This window comes from Lactiplantibacillus mudanjiangensis (assembly GCF_005405385.1).
In the GTDB taxonomy this organism is placed as follows: domain Bacteria; phylum Bacillota; class Bacilli; order Lactobacillales; family Lactobacillaceae; genus Lactiplantibacillus; species Lactiplantibacillus mudanjiangensis.
In genome coordinates this window covers 537,830-559,896 of record NZ_BJDY01000002.1, presented here as the reverse complement: position 1 = coordinate 559,896, position 22,067 = coordinate 537,830, and the positions used below count along the sequence as shown (strand labels likewise).

Sequence of the window (22,067 nt, the reverse complement as noted above, 5' to 3'; positions counted from 1 at the left end):
ACGTTTTCAAGGCGAGCTATTTTAATTTTTATGGCAATGCGGTTCAGTTGAAGATGACCCATAGGAGGGTGCGTTATGCAACAAACAACGTTACGCCGACTAGTGGGCATTGCCTTACTCGGCGCGTGTGCTTATATTTTGATGTTACTCGAATTTCCGATCATCCCAATTGCGTCATGGATGAAGATTGATTTTTCGGATATTCCGATTTTGATTGGGCTATTTTTGTATGGGATGGGTGGTGCTTTTGCGATTACCATCGTTAAATTAGTCCTTCATTCAGCAACGATGGGCTTTGCGTTACCAGACTTGATCGGTTCATTGGCAAGTTTCATGGGCTCGGCAATTTTGATTATTGCGTTTGCGTTAGTCTTACGTTATTACCACGGTGATCCTAAATTTCGGATGCCGTTGGCCATTACGTTAGCGACAATTGGATTAGTCATTATTGAGTCGTTAGCCAATTTAACTTTTGTTTTGCCATTTTATATGCAAGTCATGGGCATGAAGCTTGGCTTCTCACTAAACTATTTAGTGCTAGTTGCCGTCGTGCCATTCAATCTAATCAAAGGATTATTGGTCGGCAATGTGTTCTGGCTGGTCTATAATCGATTGGCCAAATGGTTGAGTAAGCAAAATCAATTATTAAGCCGCGTTTCACATTAACGAAAATATTCAACGGTACTAATTGCTGAGACAGTGATTAGTACCGTTTTTTAGTCGCGTCCTAAAGGTTGAAAGCTACCTTTTTAGCAATAATCGTTGATCTGATGAACATTCATCGATCAAAACAAGTCATACTTGCCACCTAACGTTCGCCCACCTTGAGCCGGAACACTGTGGGCGGACCGCTTCAGCTAAAAAGCGGTCTGAACCGTCGTTTTGAACCACCAAAATCGTGTTTCAAAAGCGCCAGTCTCTAAGCAATAAATCGTTAAGAGACTCCCACGGCTGGGCTCAATGTGGAGGCACTTTCGGTTATAATAGCGATCGCTAAATTGACATAACAAATTAACCGAAGTCAGCCAGTGATGGCGCCGGCCGTGAAAGTATCGTTAGTTCGGGTGATTTTCCCGGGCTTTACGATATGGACGACTTTTGAGACTAGCGGTTTTTGCTAGGCGCAAAAGCGAGGTGGCAGCCCGCACTTTGGCTGGAGCCGGTCCCCACAGCCGGCTGAATCACTGGCTGGCGTAGGTGACTAATTTAGCGTGACTTAAGTCAATTCTAGTAAGACTTTTACCGTCATACTTAACTTTCAACCTTTAGGTCGCGTCTTATCAGTGAACATGCTATGCTAATAGTATTCATTTTCGAAAGGACGTGGCGGTTTGTTTGCTGATTATTTATTAGGGTTGTTTGCGACGGAACCGCGACGGGCTAAGGCTGTTTATAATGTTTGTCGTGGTCGCCGAACGGTGTCAACGTTGTTTGCCGGGTTAACTTATCAGGAGTTAGCATGGTTGGATAGCTGGCATGGGGTCCCACTAGAAAAATTTGAAGCCGCAGCGCAAACCTTAGTTGAAGCTGGTTGGTTAACCGCGCCGCAAGCAGGCTATTGGCAATTAACCCCCGCCGGTGAAGCTCAGCAAGTCAAGTTGAAGAAAACCTTATATCAACCCGTTGCATGGCAACAATTTCAACAAGTAGATGTGCGTCGATTCACCGCGTTAAGTCAATTGGCCTTACAGGTAGTGTCGGAATATAGTCATCAGGCAAAACGATACTATCCGGTCACGACTGATCCAGGGATTCAAGCGGTCGTCAAAGGGTGGTTTCGTCGATGGCGTTCTGCCGATTTAGTGGCGATGATTGTTACCGAATTACGTGAGTTTTTAACCACGTTATCAACGGAACTTGCCACGATTTTTGTGCAGAGTTTGACGGGTTATGAGCAACCGGGACAGACGGATCAACAATTAGCTGAACAGTTTAATCGGTCAGTGGTGGAAATTTTAGTTATACGTAAGGATTTAAGTTGCCAATGGGTGGCTTGGTTGCAAGCACATCCTGACGGCCCGTTAGCAGACTTATTGCGACCATTAGTGAAGATCAATTCAGTCAGTACGAGTGCGTGGCAAACGTATCAGACCTTTCTGCAGACACCCGATCTTGATCAAATTGCTGGACGCCGTCATTTGAAATTAAGCACGGTCCGTGAACACCTGTTAGAGACAGCTATTCTAATCACTGACTTTCCATTCGACAGACTGCTGACACCGACAATTGTTGCTCCCTTAGACCAGCTGTTTGGTAGCGAAACGGCCGTTAGTACGTGGCGGTTTGATCAAGTTCAAGCGGCTGCGCCAATACTAGACTTTTTCTGGTTTCGACTTTATCAAATAATGAGGTGTCAACGTGCAGCGTGATGAAATCTATCAGTTATTAAAACAAAAATACGGGTTTGATGAGTTTCGACCGGGACAATATCAAGTGATCAGTGACTTGTTAGCCGGGCAAGATGTCTTGGCCGTGTTACCAACCGGGACCGGAAAGTCATTGATTTATCAATTCGCAGGGACTCTTTTGCCAGGACTGGTGGTCGTTATTTCACCACTGATCTCGCTGATGCAAGATCAAGTGGCTCATTTGAATTATCAAGGCGAAAAACAAGTGGCGGCGTTAACGTCACAAGTTGATTTCCAAACACGGCAATTAACTTTAAGACAGTTACCACAACTGAAATTTCTGTTCGTGTCGCCGGAAATGCTAAAGCAGCCAGCTGTTTTAACGGCCATTCAAAGGGTTAAGTTGGCGTTGCTGGTCGTAGATGAGGCTCATTGTATCTCAACGTGGGGACCGGATTTTCGACCCGATTATTTAGGGTTAGGTCAATTGAAGCAACAATTGGGATCACCGTTAACCTTAATGCTAACCGCGACAGCGACTGCTCAAGTACGACAAGATATTGTCCAACAGTTGCAAGTGCCGCAAGCTCAACAAGTGATCTATTCGATGAATCGGCCCAATATTTATTTGGCCGTAGCTAATTTGAGCAATGAAGCGGATAAACGGGAACGTTTACGACAATTATTAACGACTGCAGCCACACCGGCAATCGTTTATTTTAGTTCTAAGAAACAAACCGAACTAATTGCCGAATGGTTACGCAGCACTACTAATTTACGTGTCGCAGCCTACCATGCTGGCTTGTCCGCTGAAGATCGCTTTAAAATTCAACAACAATACATGACCGGACAGCTAGATGTGATTTGTGCCACGTCAGCGTTTGGGATGGGGCTTAACAAAGCTGACGTGCGGCTGGTGATTCATTATCATTTGCCAACGACACTGGCTGATTATGTTCAAGAAATTGGCCGCGCGGGGCGCGATGGGCAACAATCGTTGGCAGTTTTACTGTATGCACCCGGCGACGAGCAATTGGTTCGGAACTTAAACGAGCTAACGATGGCGAGCGCCAACCAAATTCAAGCCGATTACCAACGATTTCAACAACAACAACCGGTGCCAGATGAGTTGGCAGCGGTATTGCAATTTTATTGGGAGCATCATTATTCGGTGTCCCAAGTTGTCGATATTTTTGATGCTCGGCAACGACAGAAACAACGGGAATTACAGCAATTATTAGCTTATATTCAGACGGCTGACTGTCGGCGAGCAATCTTAATGTCCCACTTTGGTGAGGCAACCGTGCCTCATCGTGAAGCCTGTTGTCAATTGGCGGGGGGAGCCATTCCATTAGCCGAATTAGGGCTAACGGCTGGATCCGTAACGACTACGCCGACTACAACCAGCTGGAAAAGCCTACTAGATCAGTTGTTTTTACAAAAAATTTAAAGAAATTGATTAGGCGTTATGTTACAATGTTTGATGAAAGTTTTTTGAGGAGGAACACCCTATGAGTCAAAAAAATGATAATGAAAAGTCTCAAAATGATAAACCCTGGGACAAAACTTTTGAAGACGATCGGGATGATTCGGGCAATTTATCGCGAACTCAAAAACGTAAACAAGATAGCAGTAACTCCACGTTAACCACGGTTCTTGTGGTTTTAATTTTGTTGCTCGCGTTAGCACCAATCGGCTATTTCTTGGTGCGTAAAAATTCGCTTAATAATAACCCGCAGACTGAACAAGTTGCTAGCTCTAGTTCTAAACGCAAAGCGTCGAGTTCATCAGTCGCCGCCAAAGCCTCTTCAAAAGCGGCTGCCAAAAAAAGCCAGTCGGTGGCAGCCGCCAAAAAAGCGAAAGCGAAAGCTAAAAGTAGCAGTTTAGCCGCCGCTAGTTCTAAATCCAAGGCTAATTCAACTAGTAGTACCAGCACTGATGAAAGTAGTAGCTCGGCGAGTACGTCAAGTAGCAGCAGTAGTAGCAGTAGCTCATCTTCATCAGCTTCTGGGACAAAGTATGTAACGGTTGAAGCAGGCCAAGGGGTCTACCGGGTTGCAACCAACGCGGGAATTTCGGTTGATAAGTTATTGCAACTAAATGGCTTATCATCGAGTTCGACCATTTCGGCTGGTCAACGGTTACGTGTCCGTTAAAAACACGATTTTTGGATTGTGAGGGTAATGGTTAAATGGCTAAGCAAGGGTTACAAGTTGCGATTGATGGCCCAGCTTCGGCTGGGAAAAGCACCGTCGCAAAATTAGTCGCCAAACGCTTCGGTTATATTTACGTGGACACTGGTGCCATGTATCGGGCCGTAACGTATTGGGCAATGCAACATTCAGTTGATTTAACTGATGAAGCCGCGGTCGCTGAGTTGATGCAAACATTGACAATCAGCTTTAAGCCCGGTGAACCTGATCAGTTAGTGTTTGCTAACGATCAAGAAATTACCATGGCAATTCGGCAACCGGATGTGACGAATAACGTTTCAACGATTGCTGCTTTGCCCAAGGTACGTGAGATTTTGACTGACCAACAACGGCAAATTGCCGCAGCTGGTGGGACTGTGATGGATGGTCGTGACATTGGGACGACCGTCTTACCACAGGCCGAAGTTAAAGTCTTCTTAGTAGCATCGGCTGCCGAACGTGCAAAACGGCGGTATGCTGAAAATATTAAAAAGGGTATCGACACGCCCTTGGCACAGCTCCAAGCCGAAATTGAATTACGTGATCACAAAGATTCAACACGTAAAGTGTCACCGCTGACTCAGGCAGCCGATGCGGTCTTGGTTGATACGACGCCAATGTCGATTGATCAAGTAGTGGATACCATTGCCGAAATTATAAAAAAACAAAGTTCAACAATCTAATTGCATTACTTAATGCTTTTAGCTAGCTTTTCATTGCGTTTTCAGCTATGATATAGGTTAGAGTTATTGTTGACAGGAGGAAATTTGCATGAGTGAAAACGAAAACAGTCAAAATGGGAACAACGAACTTTTAGACGCTTTAAATAGCGTTGAAGAAGTTAAGATCGGTGACGTAGTTAAGGGTGAAGTCTTAGCTATTGATGATGATAAACAAGTTATTGTTGGGATCCAAGGTACCGGTGTTGAAGGGGTTGTTCCTTTGAAGGAACTCTCAACGCAACGGGTTGAAGATGTCAATGAAGCCGCTAAAGTTGGCGACGTATTAGACTTGGTTGTCATTTCTCGGATTGGCAACGACAAAGAAAACGGTAGTTACTTACTATCACATCGTCGGTTAGAAGCTCGCAAAGTTTGGGACGACGTTGAAAAAGAATACGAAGCAGGGCATACGATCAAAGCACCCGTTACGCAAGTTGTTAAAGGCGGCTTAGTCGTTGATGCAGGTGTTCGTGGTTTCATCCCGGCCTCTATGATTGATGATCATTATGTTGAAGACTTGAACGCTTACAAGGGTCAAGAACTTGAACTTAAGATTATTGAAATCGAACCTAGCGAAAACCGGTTGATCTTATCACACCGTGCCGTTGTTGAAAAAACTCGCGAAGCACAACGTGCCGAAGCTTTACAAACCTTACAAGCTGGCGAAGTTGTCTCTGGTAAAGTTGCTCGTTTGACCAACTTTGGGGCCTTTGTTGACCTTGGCGGTATCGATGGTTTGGTTCACGTTTCTGAAATCTCATTCGACCGTGTTGAAAAACCAGCCGATGTCTTAAAAGTTGGCGAAGAAGTTAACGTTAAGATTTTATCTGTTGATGCTGACCGCGAACGGGTTTCATTGTCAATCAAGGCAACGTTACCAGAACCATGGGATGGTATCGAAGAAAAAGCCCCTCAAGGCGCTGTTCTTGATGGGAAAGTAAAACGTTTGACTAGCTTTGGGGCCTTCGTTGAAGTCTTCCCTGGCGTTGAAGGTTTAGTTCATATTTCACAAATTTCACACCAACACATTGCGACACCTAACGATGTCTTAAAAGTTGGCCAAGAAATTAAAGTTAAGGTTTTGGATGTTCGTCCAGACGAAAAGCGTTTAGCTTTATCAATCAAAGCCTTAGAAGAAAAGCCACAATCAGCTGAAGGCGAAAACGAAAGTGAAAGTCACAGCAGCAACAACAATCGTGGCGGTAACAATCGTCGTAACAACAACCGTTCAAACCGTTCCGCAAGCGAACGTTCAACGGCTAATGCACCAGAAGAATCAACTGGCTTCACTTTAGGTGATTTAATCGGTAACGAATTAAAGAATGCCGGTACTAATGATGACGAAAACTAATCGCCGTTAAGTAAAAAATACCCTTCAAGCTTGCCTTGAAGGATATTTTTTTATGATTTTAAAGGTAAAGGAGGAATTTAGATGGCAAAACCAGTTGTCGCAATTGTTGGTCGACCAAACGTCGGTAAATCAACGATTTTTAACCGGATCGCCGGTGATCGAATTTCGATCGTGGAAGATACCCCAGGGGTTACTCGAGATCGGATTTATGCGAATAGTGAATGGCTCGGACAAGAGTTTAGCATGATTGATACTGGGGGGATCGATATTGATGACGCCCCGTTTATCAAACAAATTACCGAACAAGCTGAAATCGCGATTGATGAAGCTGACGTGATTATTTATATCGTCAGTGCAAAAGAAGGGGTGACGGACGCGGATGAACACGTGGCCCAAATCCTTTATCGTTCAGATAAACCAGTTGTCTTAGCGGTTAACAAAGTCGATAATCCAGAACTCCGTTCAGAAGTTTATGATTTCTATTCACTTGGTTTCGGCGATCCATATCCAATTTCAGGGGCCCATGGTTTGGGACTTGGGGATTTATTGGATGCGGTTGTTAAACACTTTCCAGACAGTACTGGCGAAGATGAACCTGGGACCATTCGTTTTAGTTTAATCGGACGGCCAAATGTCGGGAAATCATCAATTGTGAATGCCTTATTAGGTGAAGATCGGGTGATTGTCTCAGATGTTGCTGGGACGACGCGTGATGCGATTGATACCAAATTTACGGATGCCGAGGGTAATCGATTTGTGATGGTCGATACGGCTGGGATTCGTAAAAAAGGGAAAGTCTACGAAAATACGGAACGTTACAGTGTCATGCGGGCCTTAAAGGCGATTGATAACAGTGACGTGGCCTTATTCGTCATTAATGGTGAAGAAGGCATTCGTGAACAAGATAAGCGGGTTGCTGGCTATGCACATGAAGCCGGCAAGGCCATTATCATCGTGGTTAATAAGTGGGATTTAGTGAAAAAGGACAATCATACGATGCAAGAATTCGAAGCTTACATCCGTGATCAGTTCGTTTATTTGAGCTATGCCCCAATTATCTTCGTTTCTGCGAAGACGAGTCAACGGTTGGCTAACTTACCGGCGTTGATCCAAAAGGTCAGCACGAACCATTCACGGCGGATTCAATCATCTGTCTTGAATGATGTTATCATGGACGCGATTGCGATGAATCCAACGCCAAGTGATAATGGGAAACGATTGCGGGTTTACTACGCAACTCAGGTGGCCATTCAACCACCAACCTTTGTGGTCTTTGTTAATGATCCCGATATGATGCATTTTTCATACGAACGTTTCTTAGAAAATCAAATTCGAAACGCGTTTGATTTCACTGGAACACCGTTGCATTTGATTGAACGACGTCGGAAGTAGTCAAAACAGCGTAAAATCGGCATTTTAGCATAAGCGGCAAAGGTTGTAAACGATTATTGCTTAATTTTGATTTTTTATGCAAAAACCCTAAAAAAGCTTGCCATTACAGCATTCCTGTGATATCTTTGATGAAGAAATGATGCTTGTTATCGTTTCTCTCATTTTTGGACCACTCAAAAATGATCATCTGGATGTACGTACTTAAATACATACATCTTCACTCTGTAAAGGGGAGGTGAATCAAACATGGCAAACAAAGCTGAATTGGTTAACAACGTTGCAGCCGCAACTAACTTAACTAAGAAAGACGCAACCGCTGCAGTTGACGCAGTCTTTGCATCAATCCAAGAAACTCTTGCAAAGGGTGAAAAAGTTCAACTGATCGGATTTGGTAACTTCGAAGTACGTGAACGTGCCGCTCGTAAGGGCCGCAACCCACAAACTGGTCAAGAAATCCAAATTCCTGCAAGCAAAGTACCTGCATTTAAGCCAGGGAAAGCTTTAAAGGACGCAGTTAAATAATTACCTTAAAGTGTAAGCTTTAAGCCAGTATAGCAACCGTTATACTGGCTTTTTTGCTGTCATTTGGGTTATGATAGTAAGTCGAGTGACACGATTATATCGTTAAAGGATGGGTGTTATGACTTATTCAGAAAAAATGTTAGCGGCCTTATCAGCAGGTCAGCTTGAAACAGCGAAGAAGCATTATGCTTGGGCGTTACGCAAAGATGATGATGACACGCTTTATAGCTTAGCTGAAGAATTATACGGCCTGGGATTTTTAAATCAGTCTGCCCGTATTTACAAGAAATTATTAGCTAAATATCCAGATGAAGATAACTTGCGCACGGCTTTAGCAGATATTGCCATTGATGAAGACGATACGGATTCAGCTTTGTCTTATTTGCAACCGATTCAATCAGATTCACCAGCGTATGTGCAAGCATTGCTAGTAGAAGCTGATCTATATCAAACGCAAGAATTGTTTGAAGTAAGTGAACAAAAATTAATTACCGCGTATCAAGTTGCGCCAGATGAACCAGTAGTTGAATTTGCCTTAGCTGAATTTTACTTTTTGATTCGGAATTATAACAAGGCGATTCGGTTTTATTTGGATCTGATTAAAAAAGGACAATTGGAAATTTCTAAAGTTAATCTCGTTGAACGACTCGGGGTTTCTTATGCCGAAGCGGGTCGATTTGAACAGGCCGTGGGGTATTTAGAGCAAATCAAACCGGGGCAATTAACCCCGGATAGCCAATTCGAACTGGGCTTCACCTATTTGCAATTGGATGAACCGCGTAAAGCAATTGATGTTTTCAATAAGCTTCGCGAACAAGATTCACAATATGCAACTGTCTATCCATACTTGGCCGAAGCACAAGTGAAATTGAATGAACTAGATCATGCGTTATTGACGTTACAGGAAGGTTTAGCAGTTGATCAGTACAATGAACAGTTGTACTTGCAAACGGCTCGGATTGCGCTTAAATTAGATGATCAGGACTTAGCCGAGAAATACTTGCGGGAAGGTTTGAGTATTGATCCTGATAATTTGACGATTGTTTTGGAATTATCTAACTTGTTGGTTCAACAGGAACGTTATCAGGATAACATTGATTTGTTGGATCAATATTTACAAAGCAACGAATTTGATCCACAGTTTTATTGGAATCTGGCCGTGTCAAACGATCGTCTCGATCATTTCGAAGCGGCTCGCGATAACTATCTGGCTGCTTATCCGTTCTTTGAACATAACGAAGATTTCTTGAAACCAGCGATTTACTTCTTCCGTGAAGCTGGAATGGCTGATGAAACGGTTGCGGCGCTACGTAATTATCTGGCGATTGAGCCGGATGATGCGGCAATGGTTGCCATGATGGAAGACTTTGAGGATCAAGGCTACTAGACGATTGAAAATGCTTTCAAGTTTGGTAAAATAAGGTTATTAAGCTTACTTGGAGGGAACTAGTTTGAAAGTTGCACTCATTGCTTCAGATTTAGATGGCACGTTTTTACGCGATGATCATCAGTTTGACCGGTCACGGTTTCAGGCGCAATTAGATCAGCTTAACACGCAAGGCCAACATTTTGTCGTCGCAAGCGGTAATCAGCTTCAACATTGTATCGATGTCTTTGAGGGTATTGATGGCGAGTTGACTTATGTGGCCGAAAATGGCGGTTTAGTCATTGATAATCATGGTCACGTGTTACATGAAAGTGTCGTTACCCCACCATTATTAACGGAATTGCTACAATTGGTTCAGACGGAACCGGCTTTACGTGGTGCTGGGATGTCGTTATCAGGCAAGAATGGGGCGTATATTCGCCCAGTCGATGATAATGCAGTCATGCGATACTTTTTGAGCGATATTCGAGTGGTATCTGATTTGAACGATGTTGACGATCATATTTATAAAGCGACGTTTAGTTGGGATGATCGTGACATTAATGCGCAAGCGGCCATTATTAATACACACTTTGCCGGTCGCTTACGGGCCACGGTTAGTGGGGGTAACGGTTTAGATGTCATTAATCCAACGGTTAATAAAGCGGCCGGATTGGCCTATTTACAACAGCGTTGGCAGATTCCGTCTAGTAAAACGGCGGTGTTTGGTGATAATGGTAATGATCTAGAGATGCTACGTGAAGCGGATTATAGTTATGCGATGAAGAATGCGATTGCCCCAGTTAAAGCGGCGGCCGCGTATCAAACACAGCTTGATAATAATCACGATGGTGTTTTACACACGATCGATCAACTGATTAATTAAATATCGTGATGAGTCTGGGACAATCGTTCTAGACTCATTTTTTGATTGATGGTCGCAGGCTTTTCAGAAATTTAAGGCTCAGACCCTGCCCGTGAGTGGCGGAGTCTGCTAAAATGGATGTGATAACAAAATTTAGCGTTTTTAATTTTGAGGAGGAATTATATTTTGGCAAATGTAAAAGTAATGGTGGCCGGCTATCATGGCCGCATGGGCAGTACGGCGGCACAAATGGTTATCGATACCCCTAATTTTGATTTAGTTGGGGTTTACGATGCCCGTGGGACAGATACCAACTTAAAAGAAACGGCCGCATTTAAGGATCAAGACGTGCCAGCTTTTCATGATCTAGCACAAATTGATACCGATGCAACCGTTTGGATCGACTTTACGATTCCAACAGCGGTTTTTGAAAACGCCAAGTTTGCGATTAATCATGGCATTTCACCCGTTATTGGGACAACCGGGATGACTGATGAACAAGTTGCTGAGTTACAAACGCTTGCTAAGGACCAACAAGTTGGTGGTTTAATTGCGCCTAACTTTGGGATTAGTGCAGTCTTGTTGATGCAATTTGCGCAACAAGCGGCTAAGTATTTCCCAGATGTTGAAATCATTGAAATGCATCATGATGATAAGATTGATTCGCCAAGTGGGACGGCTATTAGTACGGCGAAAAAGATCGCTGAAGTTCGCAAGCCTAAAGCTCAAGGCAATCCTGATGCCACCGAAACGTTACCAGGTGCGCGTGGGGCCGAATATGAAGGCATGCGCATTCATGCAGTCCGGTTACCTGGATTAGTGGCTCATGAAGAAGTGATGTTTGGCGGTCCTGGTGAAGGTTTAACGATTCGTCAAGACTCTTACGACCGGATTTCATTTATGACCGGTGTGAAGGTTGCGGTTGAAAAGATTAATCAATATCACGAATTAATGGTTGGGTTGGAAAACTTACTATGATTTTAAATAGCTTACCGACGGAATTTCAACAAGCTAAGCCGATCATTGACACGATTGAAGCGGCCGGCTACGAAGCGTATTTTGTCGGCGGCAGTGTACGTGATACGATTTTAGGCAAACCAATTCATGACGTGGATATTGCCACCAGTGCGTTTCCAGCCGAAGTTAAAGGCCTTTTCAAACGGACGGTTGATACCGGCATTGAACACGGGACTGTGATGATTCTGGATCATGGTCAAGGTTATGAAACAACCACCTTTCGAACGGAATCTGGTTATCAAGATTTTCGGCGACCTGATCAAGTGACGTTTGTTCGGTCACTAAAAGAAGACTTAAAACGTCGTGATTTCACGATTAATGCGCTAGCGATGCGAGCTAACGGTGAAGTGATCGACTTGTTTGATGGTTTGCAAGATATGGATGCTGGCGTCTTACGGGCGGTTGGTGTGGCTGAAGATCGTTTTCACGAAGATGCGTTACGGATGATGCGCGCGGTACGCTTTGCTAGCCAATTAGGGTTTACGATTGAATCTGAAACGGCGCAAGCGATTACGGACAACGCTGCCTTATTGACCAAAATTGCGGTTGAGCGAACGCGGGTTGAGTGGGAAAAATTGTTAATGGGGCATGATCCAGTTCGGGGGCTACAAAGCTTAGTGGCGACCGAATTGTATCGTTACATGCCACATATGGCCGATCAAAAAGCAATGCTGCAAACGATCATGGCTTTACCAGCTTGGCAATTACCGACGATTAACAGTACGTGGACATTTTTAGTTTGGGCAATGGACTTACAAGATTCGACCGATATTCGCAGCCTGTTAAAGGATTGGAAGACTAGCAATGAGTTGATCGATCACGTGACGGCTGCCTGGAAGGCGCTGAGCGCATTGAAACAACGCGGCCAGCTTACGGCTAGCGAATTGTTCGATACGGGCTTACCGGCGCTAACAACGGCTAATACGGTGGCTAATCTCTTTGGCTTTGGTCAAGCACAAGCCGACATGGATGCTGCCTATGCCGCGCTGCCAATTCAAGATAAGCATGCCTTAGCTGTGAATGGTGGCGATTTGATTAAACAACAGATTGTCACCCCCGGACCACAAATGGGACAAATCTTGCAACAATTACTCACTGCAGTCGTGACTGGTCAAGTGAAAAATGAGGTGCCAGCTTTGACCGAGTTAGCACGGATGATAGCGGATACAAAAAACGATTGATATTTTCTATAAATCTGTTACGATTAGATTGAAACTAATTCAATGAGGTGATCGAAAATGGATAGAGCATTAGAAGCATTAAAGTTTTATTTTCGGAACGGTGACACATGGGAAGTTAACCATAAGGACATTTCTGACCTTTGGATTGGCCGGGTAACTACCAGTTACGGCCGGATCAAAGGAAGCAAAATGACGGTTATTCATCCTTGCAAGTCATTCAAGGCAGAATTTGAACCAGATGCCGATGCGGTTGATCCAGATACGACCCATTTATCAACAGTAACGAGTGGGATCTTCGAACGTGTGACCCATTACCAAGATATTGAAAAGATTGATATTTTATTCGGTGATGATCGTGGTAGCGAACAAATCTACTTACCATTCAAGGCTAAAGACGTGGATGGCTTAGATAATGTTTATCAAAGTAGTTCACTTTCAAGTGACGGCTTATTACACTTAGTTGTCGATACTGAAAAGACTGTTTTGGATGTTTATGGTGATCAAAAATAAGCCTGAGTTTAGGTGTGGATGTCGACTATCTAGTCGGCATTCTTTTTTTGTCTTAAGATCATGCGTTGAAGCTGGTCGCCACGTGTGGGTGTGTTAAGATATAATGTGAATGTAAACAAGTCAAAGGGTGGATAGCAAGTTATGCAAACATTAAGAGCAGAAAATCTGACCCGTACTTACGGTGAGAAAACCTTATTCAACGATATTTCGTTTATCGTTAATGAACATGATCGCATTGGCGTGATTGGCGTCAATGGGTCTGGTAAAACCAATCTATTAGACGTCCTAGCAGGGGTAACGGCGCCTGAAGCGGGCGAATTGATTAAACCGAAAAATTATGAAATTGGCTATTTAACGCAGCAGCCGGCATTAAACGAAGAGTTAACGGTTATCGATGCTGTCTTAGCAGGAAGTCAACAGGTTTTTCGAACGATCCGGCATTATGAACAGACGCTGGCGGACTTTGCGGATAATCCAGAAGATCCAGCAACCCAACGGGCTTACAGCGATGCGGAAACTAAAATGAATCAAGAAGATGCATGGAATGCGGAAAGTGATGTTAAGACTATTTTGACGCAACTTCACATCACCGACCTCAAGCAACCTGTTAAGACGCTTTCTGGGGGTCAACGTAAACGAGTTGGCCTGGCACAAGTGTTGATTCAGTCGCCAGATTTATTATTGTTAGATGAACCAACTAACCATTTGGACTTTGATTCGATTGAATGGCTAGAAACCTACTTATCAGCTTACAAAGGCGCCTTAATTGTGGTGACCCATGACCGGTATTTCTTAGATCAAGTTGCCAACCAAATGTTTGAATTGTCATTTGGGGAACTCTATAAATACACCGGGAACTATCAAGATTACGTGCAAGCTAAAGCTGAACGGGTCGCACGTGATATTACGGCTGAACATAAGCAACAACAGCTATATAAAAAGGAACTGGCCTGGATGCGCGCTGGGGCCCCAGCCCGTAGTACTAAGCAGCAGGGCCGAATCAATCGGTTTAATGATTTAAAAGGCAATCTAAATACCTTACAAGTGGATCACGATGTCGATATTTCGTTAGGGCAACAACGATTGGGTAAAAAAGTCATTGAACTAAAAAATGCGAGTTTAACCTTTGATCAACAACCCATTTTGAACGATTTTTCAATGTTGATTCAAGCCAACGACCGGATTGGGATTACCGGATTAAACGGTGCCGGAAAGTCGAGTTTGTTAAATGTCATTGCGGGGAAATTACCGCTAGACAGCGGGACCGTTACGATTGGTGAAACGGTCAAAATGGCCTACTATACCCAGCAAACGGAACCAATTCCTGGGGACAAGCGGATCATCAACTATTTACAAGATGTTGGTGAAACGGTGTTAAACAAGCAAGGCGAGCACGTTTCGGTGACCGAATTATTGGAAGAATTCCTCTTTCCACGGTCAATGCACGGGACACTGATTCGAAAGTTATCTGGTGGCGAAAAACGACGGTTGTACTTGTTGAAGCTTTTGATGCAACAACCAAATGTGTTGCTACTCGATGAACCTACTAATGACTTGGATATTGGGACATTGACGGTTTTGGAAAATTACTTGGATAACTTCGTTGGGACAGTCATTACTGTTTCCCATGATCGGTACTTCTTGGATAAAGTCGGCACCAAGCTGTTGATCTTTAATGGCAATGGTGAAATTGAAGGCTATGCGGGGCGTTTCTCAAGTTACTTAGAAGATCAAAAAGAATCTGCGGCTAAAGCAACGACGACGAAGACCAAAGCTAAAACCGAAACTGAGGAACCAGTCGCTGCTAAGCCAAAAGAAAAAGTGAAGTTAACCTATGCGGAACAGCTAGAATATGACAAAATTGAAGGCGTCATTGAAAAACTGGATAATCATAAGAGCGAGTTGGAACAAGCGATGGCTGACAATGCCAGTGATTATGGCAAGTTAGCTGATTTACAAAAGGATTTAACGGCGACTGAAACTGAAATTGATGAAAAAATGAACCGTTGGGATTATTTGAGTCAATACGCCCAAGTCTAACCGAAGAGAGGATGACCACCATGTTAGAAGATAGTTATTTACAATTAGCACGTGATATTTTAGATCACGGGACGTATAAGGACGATCGTACTGGTACCGGGACTTATAGTTTATTCGGATATCAGATGCGCTTTAATTTAGCGGAAGGCTTTCCACTATTAACCACGAAAAAAGTCCCATTTGGTTTGATTAAGAGTGAATTATTATGGTTCTTGCATGGCGATACCAATATTCAATATTTGTTGCAACACCACAATCACATTTGGGATGAATGGGCGTTTAAAAATTGGGTGAACAGTGCCGATTATGCCGGCCCGGACATGACAGATTTTGAACATCGGCGGTTGACTGATCCAGATTTCAAGCCAATCTATCAAACACAAATGAAACGTTTTGATGATCAAGTCTTAAACGATGATGCTTTTGCGGCTAAATTTGGCAACTTAGGTGATGTTTATGGGGCGCAGTGGCGACACTGGCAAACCCGCAATGGCGACACGATTGATCAGATTGCTAATGTGATTGACATGATTAAAAAGACGCCAGATTCACGGCGGTTGATTGTGTCCGCTTGGAATCCAGAAGATGTGCCTAGTATGGCATTGCCGCCTTGTCACACCTTGTTCCAATTTTATGTGGCCGATGGCAAGTTAAGCTGCCAATTGTATCAACGTTCTGGCGATGTTTTCTTGGGTGTGCCATTTAATATTGCCAGCTATGCGCTATTGACGCATTTAGTGGCCCAAGCGACCGGCTTACAAGTCGGTGAATTCGTGCATACATTAGGTGATGCGCATATTTATACCAATCATATTGATCAAATCAAAGAACAGTTGTCACGGCAACCTAAACCAGCGCCCCAATTGGTGTTGAGTGGTCAACCGAACAGTATCTTTGAGACGCAAATGAGTGATATTAAGTTGGAAGGTTATGATCCAGCGCCGGCCATCAAAGCGCCGGTTGCTATTTAAGGAGGTCGCCGATGATTGCTTTAATTTGGGCTGAAGATCAAAATGGACTGATTGGTGCTAATGGGCAGCTGCCTTGGCACTTATCCGCTGATCTAAAGCGATTTAAACGCTTGACCTTAAATCATCCAGTAGTGATGGGTCGCAAAACTTTTGCTAGCTTTAAGCGACCATTACCACATCGACAAAATATTGTCTTATCACGTCAAGCTGACTTGGCATTGCCAGCCAGTGTGGTTCAGTGGACCGATTTAACGGCATTGACGGCGTATCAAACTGCCCATCCTGATGAAACGATCTTTGTCATTGGTGGTGCGGCAGTGTTTGAAGCGGTATTACCGTTAGCGGATCAGTTGTATCGAACCCGGATTAACGCCAGTTATGATGGCGATACCTGGATGCCCGAAATTGATTATAATGATTGGCAGTTAAGCGACCAAACGCCGGGACAAAGTGAGACTGATCCCGTCGTAACGTTTAGTTTTGATGATTTCACTCGGCGAAAAATCGACAAGAAATCGTGAAAACGAGGCTTTTTTCTGCTATACTGAAAGCATTAATTTATTGTAAGGGTTAAGTAAACTTTACAAGATAAGAAAGCGTGGCAAAGTATGACGAAAATCAAGATTGTGACCGACTCTTCGGCTAATTTAACCGATGCCGAGGTTCAAAAATACGATATTACCGTGATTCCGTTGTCCGTCATGATCGATGGCACAATTTATATTGAAGATGAAACGATTACGCGTGATGAGTTTATCGAAAAGATGGCAACGGCTAAGACGTTACCTAAAACCAGTCAACCAGCGTTAGGGACTTTCATTGAAACCTTCGACAAGTTGGGCGCTGATGGCTCAAGTGTCGTTTGCATTAACATGTTGGAAGCTATTTCTGGGACGGTTCATACCGCAGAACAAGCTGCTTCAATTACGAAGACCGATGTCACGGTACTAGATGCACGAACGACTGATCGGGCGTTGGCCTTCCAAGTTGTGACGGCAGCAAAATTAGCCCAAGCGGGTGCCGATAAAGACACCATTGTGGCCGCAATTCACGCGACTCAAGCGCATACTAAATTATTTATGGGTGTGATGACCTTAAATAACTTGGTTGCTGGTGGCCGGATTAGTCGGTTGACCGGTGCGATCAGTACGTTATTGAATGTTAAGATTGCGCTTGAAGTTGATGATGGCACGTTAGACGTTAAGATGAAAGGTCGCGGTGTTAAAGCGATTAATAAATTCTTTGATAAAGTCATCGAAGATATTATCAACACGCCTAATGTCGTTGAAGTGGCTATTTCACATGTTGGCGCCACGGAACGGGTCGAAGAATATCGGCAACGGCTTCAAGCCGCGTTACCAGATTTACCTGTCAGTGTTCAACCAACGGTACCGATTATTGCGACCCATGGTGGTCCCGGTGCCTTTGCCGTGGAATATCATACAGAAGCATAATTAGGAAAAGGGGGTTCGGGCGCGGTGGCGACCGTCCCTTTTTCGTATTAAGGTTAAAATTATAGAAAGGTTGCTAGAATTGCATGCATAAATTATGGGAAACCCTTAAAATAGTGGTCATTGTGGCCATCATTGCGGGTGGGGTCTTCTGGGGGCTGAATCACGTGTTACATCCGAGCTCAAGTTCGGAGTCCACGTCCTCAAGTAAAACAGCCAGTCAGACGACCAAAACGTCACATAAACAAAAGATCAGCTTAGTGGCGGTTGGTGATTCATTGACAGAAGGTGTTGGTGATGAAACTGAAGGTGGCTATGTTGGTCAAATTAAAGATATTTTGACTAAAAAACAAAATCTAAAAGTATCGACGACGAATGCCGGAAAATCTGGCGATCGTAGTGATCAGATTTTAGCACGAATTAACAAATCAAAAACGTTGCAGAAAAAGATTGCCGCGGCAGATGTCTTAACGGTGACGGTTGGTGGTAACGACTTGCTCCAAACCTTAGAAGGCGCCTTAACGTCGAATAACACGGCTAAGAACAATACGACAGTGGCTAAAGCCCAGACGACTTATGCAGCTAAGTTGACTAAGCTGTTCAACAAGTTACGTCAGTTGAATCCGAATGCGTCGATGTTTGTTTTTAGTATCTATAATCCGATCTACGTCAATTTCCCGAATGTGACTGCGATTTCAAAATATGTGAGTCAATGGAATGATCAGACCCAAACAACGTTGGGTAATTATAAAAAGGCTTATTTCATGGATATCAATACTGTCATGTCACACGGGCAATACCGGACAGCTACCCAAATTGCCAAATTAAAAAAGGCGTCAAACAGTACGTCATTAACGAATTTGAGCAGTGCAAGTCAAATTACAGCGGCAGTAGGCGCAGAATCCAAGGATAATAATCTGATTTCTAACAGTGATAACTTCCATCCGAATAAGAAAGGTTATCATATCTTTAGTACTAAGCTTTACCACACCATGATGGCGCATGACAGTTGGTTACTGAAAAAATAAGGGGGCTTTTTAAATGCGTGAAGAACAACGGCAGAAAACGACCAAGCCGGCATCCAAGACCCCACGAGGGCCGTTGAATGTTTGGAAATGGGTCGCGATTGTTTTAATTGCGTTAATCGTTGGTTTAGGTGGTTACATGGGGACCCAAGTGTTGCGTTCTCCTAAGGAAGTCCAAACCGTTACCAGTAGCTCAAGTAATAGCGCGGCTAGCGTGCCAATTACGATGAATCGACAACAATTGAATGCCTTGGCCTCATACTATTTGAATGATTTTCAAAAAGGCCAGGCCTTGAAGTATCGCTTTGTGGTTCGATCGGACGCAGCGTACTTACTTGGAACCACTAAAGTCTTAGGCCAAAGTGTGTCATTTGTGATTACGATGCAACCAAGTGTGATTGATAACGGGAACATCTCGTTGAAGGCTACGAAGTTGTCGGTGGGAACGATGTCAATTCCGATTAGTTTCGTGATTAACTACATCAATAATAATTATAAAATTCCTAACTGGGTCAAACTTAATGCCAAGACCAAGACGATTGATTTGTACTTAAACAAGATTGTCAGCAAGCATGAAGTACGCTACAGCGTTGACAAGATTGACTTGGCGAATAATCAATTTAAGTTTGAAATGCACATTCCGAAGAGTAGTATGAATTAGGGTGTTGTAAAGAGAGGTGCTTATGCATAAAACATTTTATGAGTATTTAATGACGCAACGAAATCCTGATAGTACCGAATCAGTGGCTGAATTCGCCAACAATGCGTTTTTGGACCATGCCTTTCCAAAACAGAGTCAGGATTTCCATGAAGTGTCACAATATTTAGAGTTAAATGCCGGTTATTTGCCATCAATGACCATTTTTGACGATGCTTGGCAATTATACTTAGCTAGTGAAGCTTAGGCTCATTTAGCGAGAAAAGAGGATTTTTACGAATGCCAGAAGAACCAAAGGATACCCAAGCACCAAGCGAACCCGTTGAGACGGGCAATCCCCATTTGAAAGGGAAAAAGCCGCGCCAAAAGCGTCGGGTTGGGTTATGGACGTACTTGATTTCCATTATTATTGCGTTAGGTGTGGGGATTGGCGGGACTTACTTCGTGCTTGGTCGTGCGGTGACGCAGCAGATCAGTAGTATGCAACAAACCAGTGCGGCGATGAAGAAGATTCAGTCGGTCTACAGTACCATTAGCGATAACTATTACAAGCCAGTTAATGCCAATAAGTTGGCGAATGGTGCGATTAATGGGATGGTCAACTCGTTAGGTGATAAGTTCTCCGAATACATGGACAAGAGTGAAACGGAAAGTTTGAATGATACGATTGATAGTTCATTCTCCGGTATCGGTGCTCAAGTGCAAAAATCTGGGAACTACATTCAAATTATTTCACCAATCGCCGGTACGCCTGCTAAAAAGGCGGGCTTAAAACCTAAAGATGTGATCAAGAAAGTTAACGGCAAGTCGATTGCTGGTAAGACGTTGACGCAAGCAGTCAACTTGATGCGTGGTAAAGTTGGTACGACTGTGAAACTTGAAGTTGAACGGGCCGGTAAGACCTTTACCGTAACCTTGAAACGGGCTAAGATTCCGGTAACGACTGTCAATTACAAGATGGTCGGCGGTAAGAAGAAGATTGGTTATGTAACGGTAACCACTTTCTCAACCAACACTGCCAAAGAATTCAAGACAGCTTTGAAGGCTCTTGATAAAAAAGGTGCTAAGAAGTTGATCATCGATATGCGTGGTAATCCTGGTGGTTTGATGACCGCTGCGTTGAAGATGGCGTCAATGTTCTTGAAAGACGGTAAAACGATCATGCAAGTGCAAACGCGTGGTTCACAAGCTGAAAAATATGTTGCGGGTAAGAAGTATGATGGTGGCTATAAAGTGACGACGCCAACGACCGTCTTAATTGATGGTGGGAGTGCTTCCGCTGCTGAAATCTTCTCCGCTGCCTTGCATCAATCAGCGGGGGTTAAGTTAATCGGGTCGCAATCATATGGGAAAGGGACGGTTCAAACCGTTTCAACCTTTAGTGATAAGACCGAAATGAAGATCACCGTGGCTAAATGGTTAACACCAAATGGCACGTGGATCAACAAGAAGGGCTTAACGCCAACGATTAAAGCGAGTGAACCTAGCTATGCTAGTTTGACCGCTTTAAGCAAGACGAGCGATCTTAAAGCGGGTAAGGTTAATGACAACGTCAAGACCTTGCAACAATACTTGAAAGCCTTAGGGTACTTCAAAGGGTCCGCTAACGGTTACTTTGGCAGTTCAACGACTAGTGCAATTAAAGCCTATCAAAAACATGCGAAGTTAACGGCTAATGGTCAGATGGATAAGAAGACCTTAGCGAAGATTGAAGTTCAATTGGCACAAAAGATCAGTGATAATGACAATGCGTATAATACGGCGTTGAAACTTGCTGAGAAATAGATAGCTTGGGTTTGAAGAAGCATTCAGTTTAGCGACTGGATGCTTTTTTGTTTGGTGTTGTTAATTTAAATAATATTATCCTTGAAAATTTCTTGGTGTTCTAATTATTTTTAATATATTGTCAATCATAGGATAAAAAAGAGTTGATTTGATGGTGGATCAAGATCATATTGCTATGGTTTTGGGTGATAACGGGAAACTCAAAGTAATTTTGAGAGATGAAGTGGCCGCCAATCGTGAAGAAAAGGTTGGTGTGTTTTCAGTGATGTTTTTGACGCATGATGCCTAAGCGATTAAAGTAAAATTCGACGAATTGATTGCGCAGAAACAGCCCAATGATATAATATATGCTTTACTGTACAAAAATAGACATGAATCACTCCATATCTGTATACTTAAAGCGTCTAAACCAAACATGCAGAGGAGAATTCATGTCCATGTCTACTATACAATACAATCACACTAATATTCACCAATCTTTTCATCGTTTTTCTAAATTGGTCCATCTTTCCGCGGCACTACGGCGTGCTAATATTCTTGAATCTCGTGGTATTCGGACAGAATTACTTTTCGAATAGCTACAAGAGTTCTCGATACTATTTTTGATGAATTTATAAAAGCATTACCAAGTAGCCTGCCAAGGCTACTTGGTAATGCTCAATAAAATAGAA

General features: G+C 43.4%; 22 protein-coding genes and 1 pseudogene. All 23 read left to right on the top strand.

Translation table 11 applies throughout. From position 1 onward, the window contains the following. Nucleotides 1–75: 75 nt before the first annotated feature. A complete protein-coding gene (locus FFM84_RS03640) occupies nucleotides 76–666 on the top strand; it encodes an ECF transporter S component (RefSeq protein ID WP_130843353.1) in 591 nt (196 codons plus the stop codon). A 665-nt stretch (nucleotides 667–1,331) separates the two neighbouring features. Continuing rightward, nucleotides 1,332–2,369 (top strand): YpbB family protein, encoded by a 1,038-nt coding sequence (locus tag FFM84_RS03635; RefSeq protein ID WP_130843354.1) that lies wholly within the window; start codon nucleotides 1,332–1,334, stop codon nucleotides 2,367–2,369. Further along, nucleotides 2,359–3,798, top strand: a complete 1,440-nt coding sequence (locus tag FFM84_RS03630; RefSeq protein ID WP_130843355.1) for a RecQ family ATP-dependent DNA helicase — start codon at nucleotides 2,359–2,361, stop codon at nucleotides 3,796–3,798. The genes FFM84_RS03635 and FFM84_RS03630 overlap by 11 nt, the downstream gene beginning before the upstream one ends. Nucleotides 3,799–3,859: 61 nt before the next feature. Beyond that, nucleotides 3,860–4,504: a LysM peptidoglycan-binding domain-containing protein gene (locus FFM84_RS03625; RefSeq protein ID WP_130843356.1), complete on the top strand. Its 645-nt coding sequence runs from the start codon at nucleotides 3,860–3,862 to the stop codon at nucleotides 4,502–4,504. A 35-nt stretch (nucleotides 4,505–4,539) separates the two neighbouring features. After that, on the top strand, nucleotides 4,540–5,223 hold the full coding sequence (gene cmk, locus FFM84_RS03620; RefSeq protein ID WP_130843357.1) for a (d)CMP kinase: 684 nt from the start codon (nucleotides 4,540–4,542) through the stop codon (nucleotides 5,221–5,223). An 88-nt stretch (nucleotides 5,224–5,311) separates the two neighbouring features. Continuing rightward, nucleotides 5,312–6,613 carry a 30S ribosomal protein S1 gene (gene rpsA / locus FFM84_RS03615; RefSeq protein ID WP_130843358.1) on the top strand — a complete coding sequence of 434 codons (1,302 nt, stop codon included), beginning with the start codon at nucleotides 5,312–5,314 and terminating at the stop codon, nucleotides 6,611–6,613. 81 nt (nucleotides 6,614–6,694) lie between these two features. After that, the gene (der, locus tag FFM84_RS03610) at nucleotides 6,695–8,005 is read left to right on the top strand and encodes a ribosome biogenesis GTPase Der (protein WP_130843359.1); all 1,311 of its coding nucleotides are present in this window, start codon (nucleotides 6,695–6,697) and stop codon (nucleotides 8,003–8,005) included. Between the two features lie 246 nt (nucleotides 8,006–8,251). After that, nucleotides 8,252–8,527 (top strand): non-specific DNA-binding protein Hbs, encoded by a 276-nt coding sequence (hbs, locus tag FFM84_RS03600; RefSeq protein WP_130843361.1) that lies wholly within the window; start codon nucleotides 8,252–8,254, stop codon nucleotides 8,525–8,527. Nucleotides 8,528–8,645: 118 nt separating this feature from the next. Further along, on the top strand, nucleotides 8,646–9,914 hold the full coding sequence (locus tag FFM84_RS03595) for a tetratricopeptide repeat protein (protein WP_130843362.1): 1,269 nt from the start codon (nucleotides 8,646–8,648) through the stop codon (nucleotides 9,912–9,914). Between the two features lie 64 nt (nucleotides 9,915–9,978). After that, nucleotides 9,979–10,779: a Cof-type HAD-IIB family hydrolase gene (locus tag FFM84_RS03590; RefSeq protein WP_130843363.1), complete on the top strand. Its 801-nt coding sequence runs from the start codon at nucleotides 9,979–9,981 to the stop codon at nucleotides 10,777–10,779. Nucleotides 10,780–10,962: 183 nt separating this feature from the next. After that, nucleotides 10,963–11,736, top strand: coding sequence for a 4-hydroxy-tetrahydrodipicolinate reductase (gene dapB, locus FFM84_RS03585; protein WP_130843893.1), 774 nt, complete (start codon nucleotides 10,963–10,965; stop codon nucleotides 11,734–11,736). Continuing rightward, nucleotides 11,733–12,956 carry a CCA tRNA nucleotidyltransferase gene (locus FFM84_RS03580; protein ID WP_130843364.1) on the top strand — a complete coding sequence of 408 codons (1,224 nt, stop codon included), beginning with the start codon at nucleotides 11,733–11,735 and terminating at the stop codon, nucleotides 12,954–12,956. The genes dapB and FFM84_RS03580 overlap by 4 nt, the downstream gene beginning before the upstream one ends. A 57-nt stretch (nucleotides 12,957–13,013) precedes the next feature. Then, the gene (locus FFM84_RS03575) at nucleotides 13,014–13,466 is read left to right on the top strand and encodes a hypothetical protein (protein WP_130843365.1); all 453 of its coding nucleotides are present in this window, start codon (nucleotides 13,014–13,016) and stop codon (nucleotides 13,464–13,466) included. 141 nt (nucleotides 13,467–13,607) lie between these two features. Beyond that, the gene (locus tag FFM84_RS03570; protein ID WP_130843366.1) at nucleotides 13,608–15,506 is read left to right on the top strand and encodes an ABC-F family ATP-binding cassette domain-containing protein; all 1,899 of its coding nucleotides are present in this window, start codon (nucleotides 13,608–13,610) and stop codon (nucleotides 15,504–15,506) included. Between the two features lie 20 nt (nucleotides 15,507–15,526). Further along, nucleotides 15,527–16,477, top strand: coding sequence for a thymidylate synthase (locus FFM84_RS03565; RefSeq protein ID WP_130843367.1), 951 nt, complete (start codon nucleotides 15,527–15,529; stop codon nucleotides 16,475–16,477). 11 nt (nucleotides 16,478–16,488) lie between these two features. After that, nucleotides 16,489–16,998 carry a dihydrofolate reductase gene (locus FFM84_RS03560; RefSeq protein ID WP_130843368.1) on the top strand — a complete coding sequence of 170 codons (510 nt, stop codon included), beginning with the start codon at nucleotides 16,489–16,491 and terminating at the stop codon, nucleotides 16,996–16,998. Nucleotides 16,999–17,085: 87 nt separating this feature from the next. Beyond that, the gene (locus FFM84_RS03555) at nucleotides 17,086–17,931 is read left to right on the top strand and encodes a DegV family protein (protein ID WP_130843369.1); all 846 of its coding nucleotides are present in this window, start codon (nucleotides 17,086–17,088) and stop codon (nucleotides 17,929–17,931) included. An 83-nt stretch (nucleotides 17,932–18,014) separates the two neighbouring features. Further along, nucleotides 18,015–18,956, top strand: coding sequence for an SGNH/GDSL hydrolase family protein (locus FFM84_RS03550; protein ID WP_130843370.1), 942 nt, complete (start codon nucleotides 18,015–18,017; stop codon nucleotides 18,954–18,956). 13 nt (nucleotides 18,957–18,969) lie between these two features. Further along, on the top strand, nucleotides 18,970–19,614 hold the full coding sequence (locus FFM84_RS03545) for a YpmS family protein (RefSeq protein WP_130843371.1): 645 nt from the start codon (nucleotides 18,970–18,972) through the stop codon (nucleotides 19,612–19,614). A gap of 22 nt (nucleotides 19,615–19,636) precedes the next feature. Beyond that, a complete protein-coding gene (locus tag FFM84_RS03540; RefSeq protein ID WP_130843372.1) occupies nucleotides 19,637–19,858 on the top strand; it encodes a YozE family protein in 222 nt (73 codons plus the stop codon). Between the two features lie 32 nt (nucleotides 19,859–19,890). After that, a complete protein-coding gene (locus tag FFM84_RS03535) occupies nucleotides 19,891–21,396 on the top strand; it encodes a S41 family peptidase (protein WP_130843373.1) in 1,506 nt (501 codons plus the stop codon). A gap of 151 nt (nucleotides 21,397–21,547) precedes the next feature. Then, nucleotides 21,548–21,685, top strand: a complete 138-nt coding sequence (locus tag FFM84_RS16070; RefSeq protein WP_165450237.1) for a hypothetical protein — start codon at nucleotides 21,548–21,550, stop codon at nucleotides 21,683–21,685. A gap of 148 nt (nucleotides 21,686–21,833) precedes the next feature. After that, nucleotides 21,834–21,971: pseudogene (locus tag FFM84_RS16490) on the top strand (IS4 family transposase); the annotation flags it as partial. Nucleotides 21,972–22,067 lie beyond the last annotated feature (96 nt).

What these genes read in the sequence shown, in the direction of transcription:
- FFM84_RS03640 (WP_130843353.1), top strand. Translation starts at nt 76, where the DNA reads ATGCAACAAACAACGTTACGCCGACTAGTGGGCATTGCCTTACTCGGC.
- FFM84_RS03625 (WP_130843356.1), top strand. Translation starts at nt 3,860, where the DNA reads ATGAGTCAAAAAAATGATAATGAAAAGTCTCAAAATGATAAACCCTGG.
- cmk (WP_130843357.1), top strand. Translation starts at nt 4,540, where the DNA reads ATGGCTAAGCAAGGGTTACAAGTTGCGATTGATGGCCCAGCTTCGGCT.
- rpsA (WP_130843358.1), top strand. Translation starts at nt 5,312, where the DNA reads ATGAGTGAAAACGAAAACAGTCAAAATGGGAACAACGAACTTTTAGAC.
- der (WP_130843359.1), top strand. Translation starts at nt 6,695, where the DNA reads ATGGCAAAACCAGTTGTCGCAATTGTTGGTCGACCAAACGTCGGTAAA.
- hbs (WP_130843361.1), top strand. Translation starts at nt 8,252, where the DNA reads ATGGCAAACAAAGCTGAATTGGTTAACAACGTTGCAGCCGCAACTAAC.
- FFM84_RS03595 (WP_130843362.1), top strand. Translation starts at nt 8,646, where the DNA reads ATGACTTATTCAGAAAAAATGTTAGCGGCCTTATCAGCAGGTCAGCTT.
- dapB (WP_130843893.1), top strand. Translation starts at nt 10,963, where the DNA reads ATGGTGGCCGGCTATCATGGCCGCATGGGCAGTACGGCGGCACAAATG.
- FFM84_RS03580 (WP_130843364.1), top strand. Translation starts at nt 11,733, where the DNA reads ATGATTTTAAATAGCTTACCGACGGAATTTCAACAAGCTAAGCCGATC.
- FFM84_RS03575 (WP_130843365.1), top strand. Translation starts at nt 13,014, where the DNA reads ATGGATAGAGCATTAGAAGCATTAAAGTTTTATTTTCGGAACGGTGAC.
- FFM84_RS03570 (WP_130843366.1), top strand. Translation starts at nt 13,608, where the DNA reads ATGCAAACATTAAGAGCAGAAAATCTGACCCGTACTTACGGTGAGAAA.
- FFM84_RS03565 (WP_130843367.1), top strand. Translation starts at nt 15,527, where the DNA reads ATGTTAGAAGATAGTTATTTACAATTAGCACGTGATATTTTAGATCAC.
- FFM84_RS03560 (WP_130843368.1), top strand. Translation starts at nt 16,489, where the DNA reads ATGATTGCTTTAATTTGGGCTGAAGATCAAAATGGACTGATTGGTGCT.
- FFM84_RS03555 (WP_130843369.1), top strand. Translation starts at nt 17,086, where the DNA reads ATGACGAAAATCAAGATTGTGACCGACTCTTCGGCTAATTTAACCGAT.
- FFM84_RS03550 (WP_130843370.1), top strand. Translation starts at nt 18,015, where the DNA reads ATGCATAAATTATGGGAAACCCTTAAAATAGTGGTCATTGTGGCCATC.
- FFM84_RS03545 (WP_130843371.1), top strand. Translation starts at nt 18,970, where the DNA reads ATGCGTGAAGAACAACGGCAGAAAACGACCAAGCCGGCATCCAAGACC.
- FFM84_RS03540 (WP_130843372.1), top strand. Translation starts at nt 19,637, where the DNA reads ATGCATAAAACATTTTATGAGTATTTAATGACGCAACGAAATCCTGAT.
- FFM84_RS03535 (WP_130843373.1), top strand. Translation starts at nt 19,891, where the DNA reads ATGCCAGAAGAACCAAAGGATACCCAAGCACCAAGCGAACCCGTTGAG.
- FFM84_RS16070 (WP_165450237.1), top strand. Translation starts at nt 21,548, where the DNA reads ATGGTGGATCAAGATCATATTGCTATGGTTTTGGGTGATAACGGGAAA.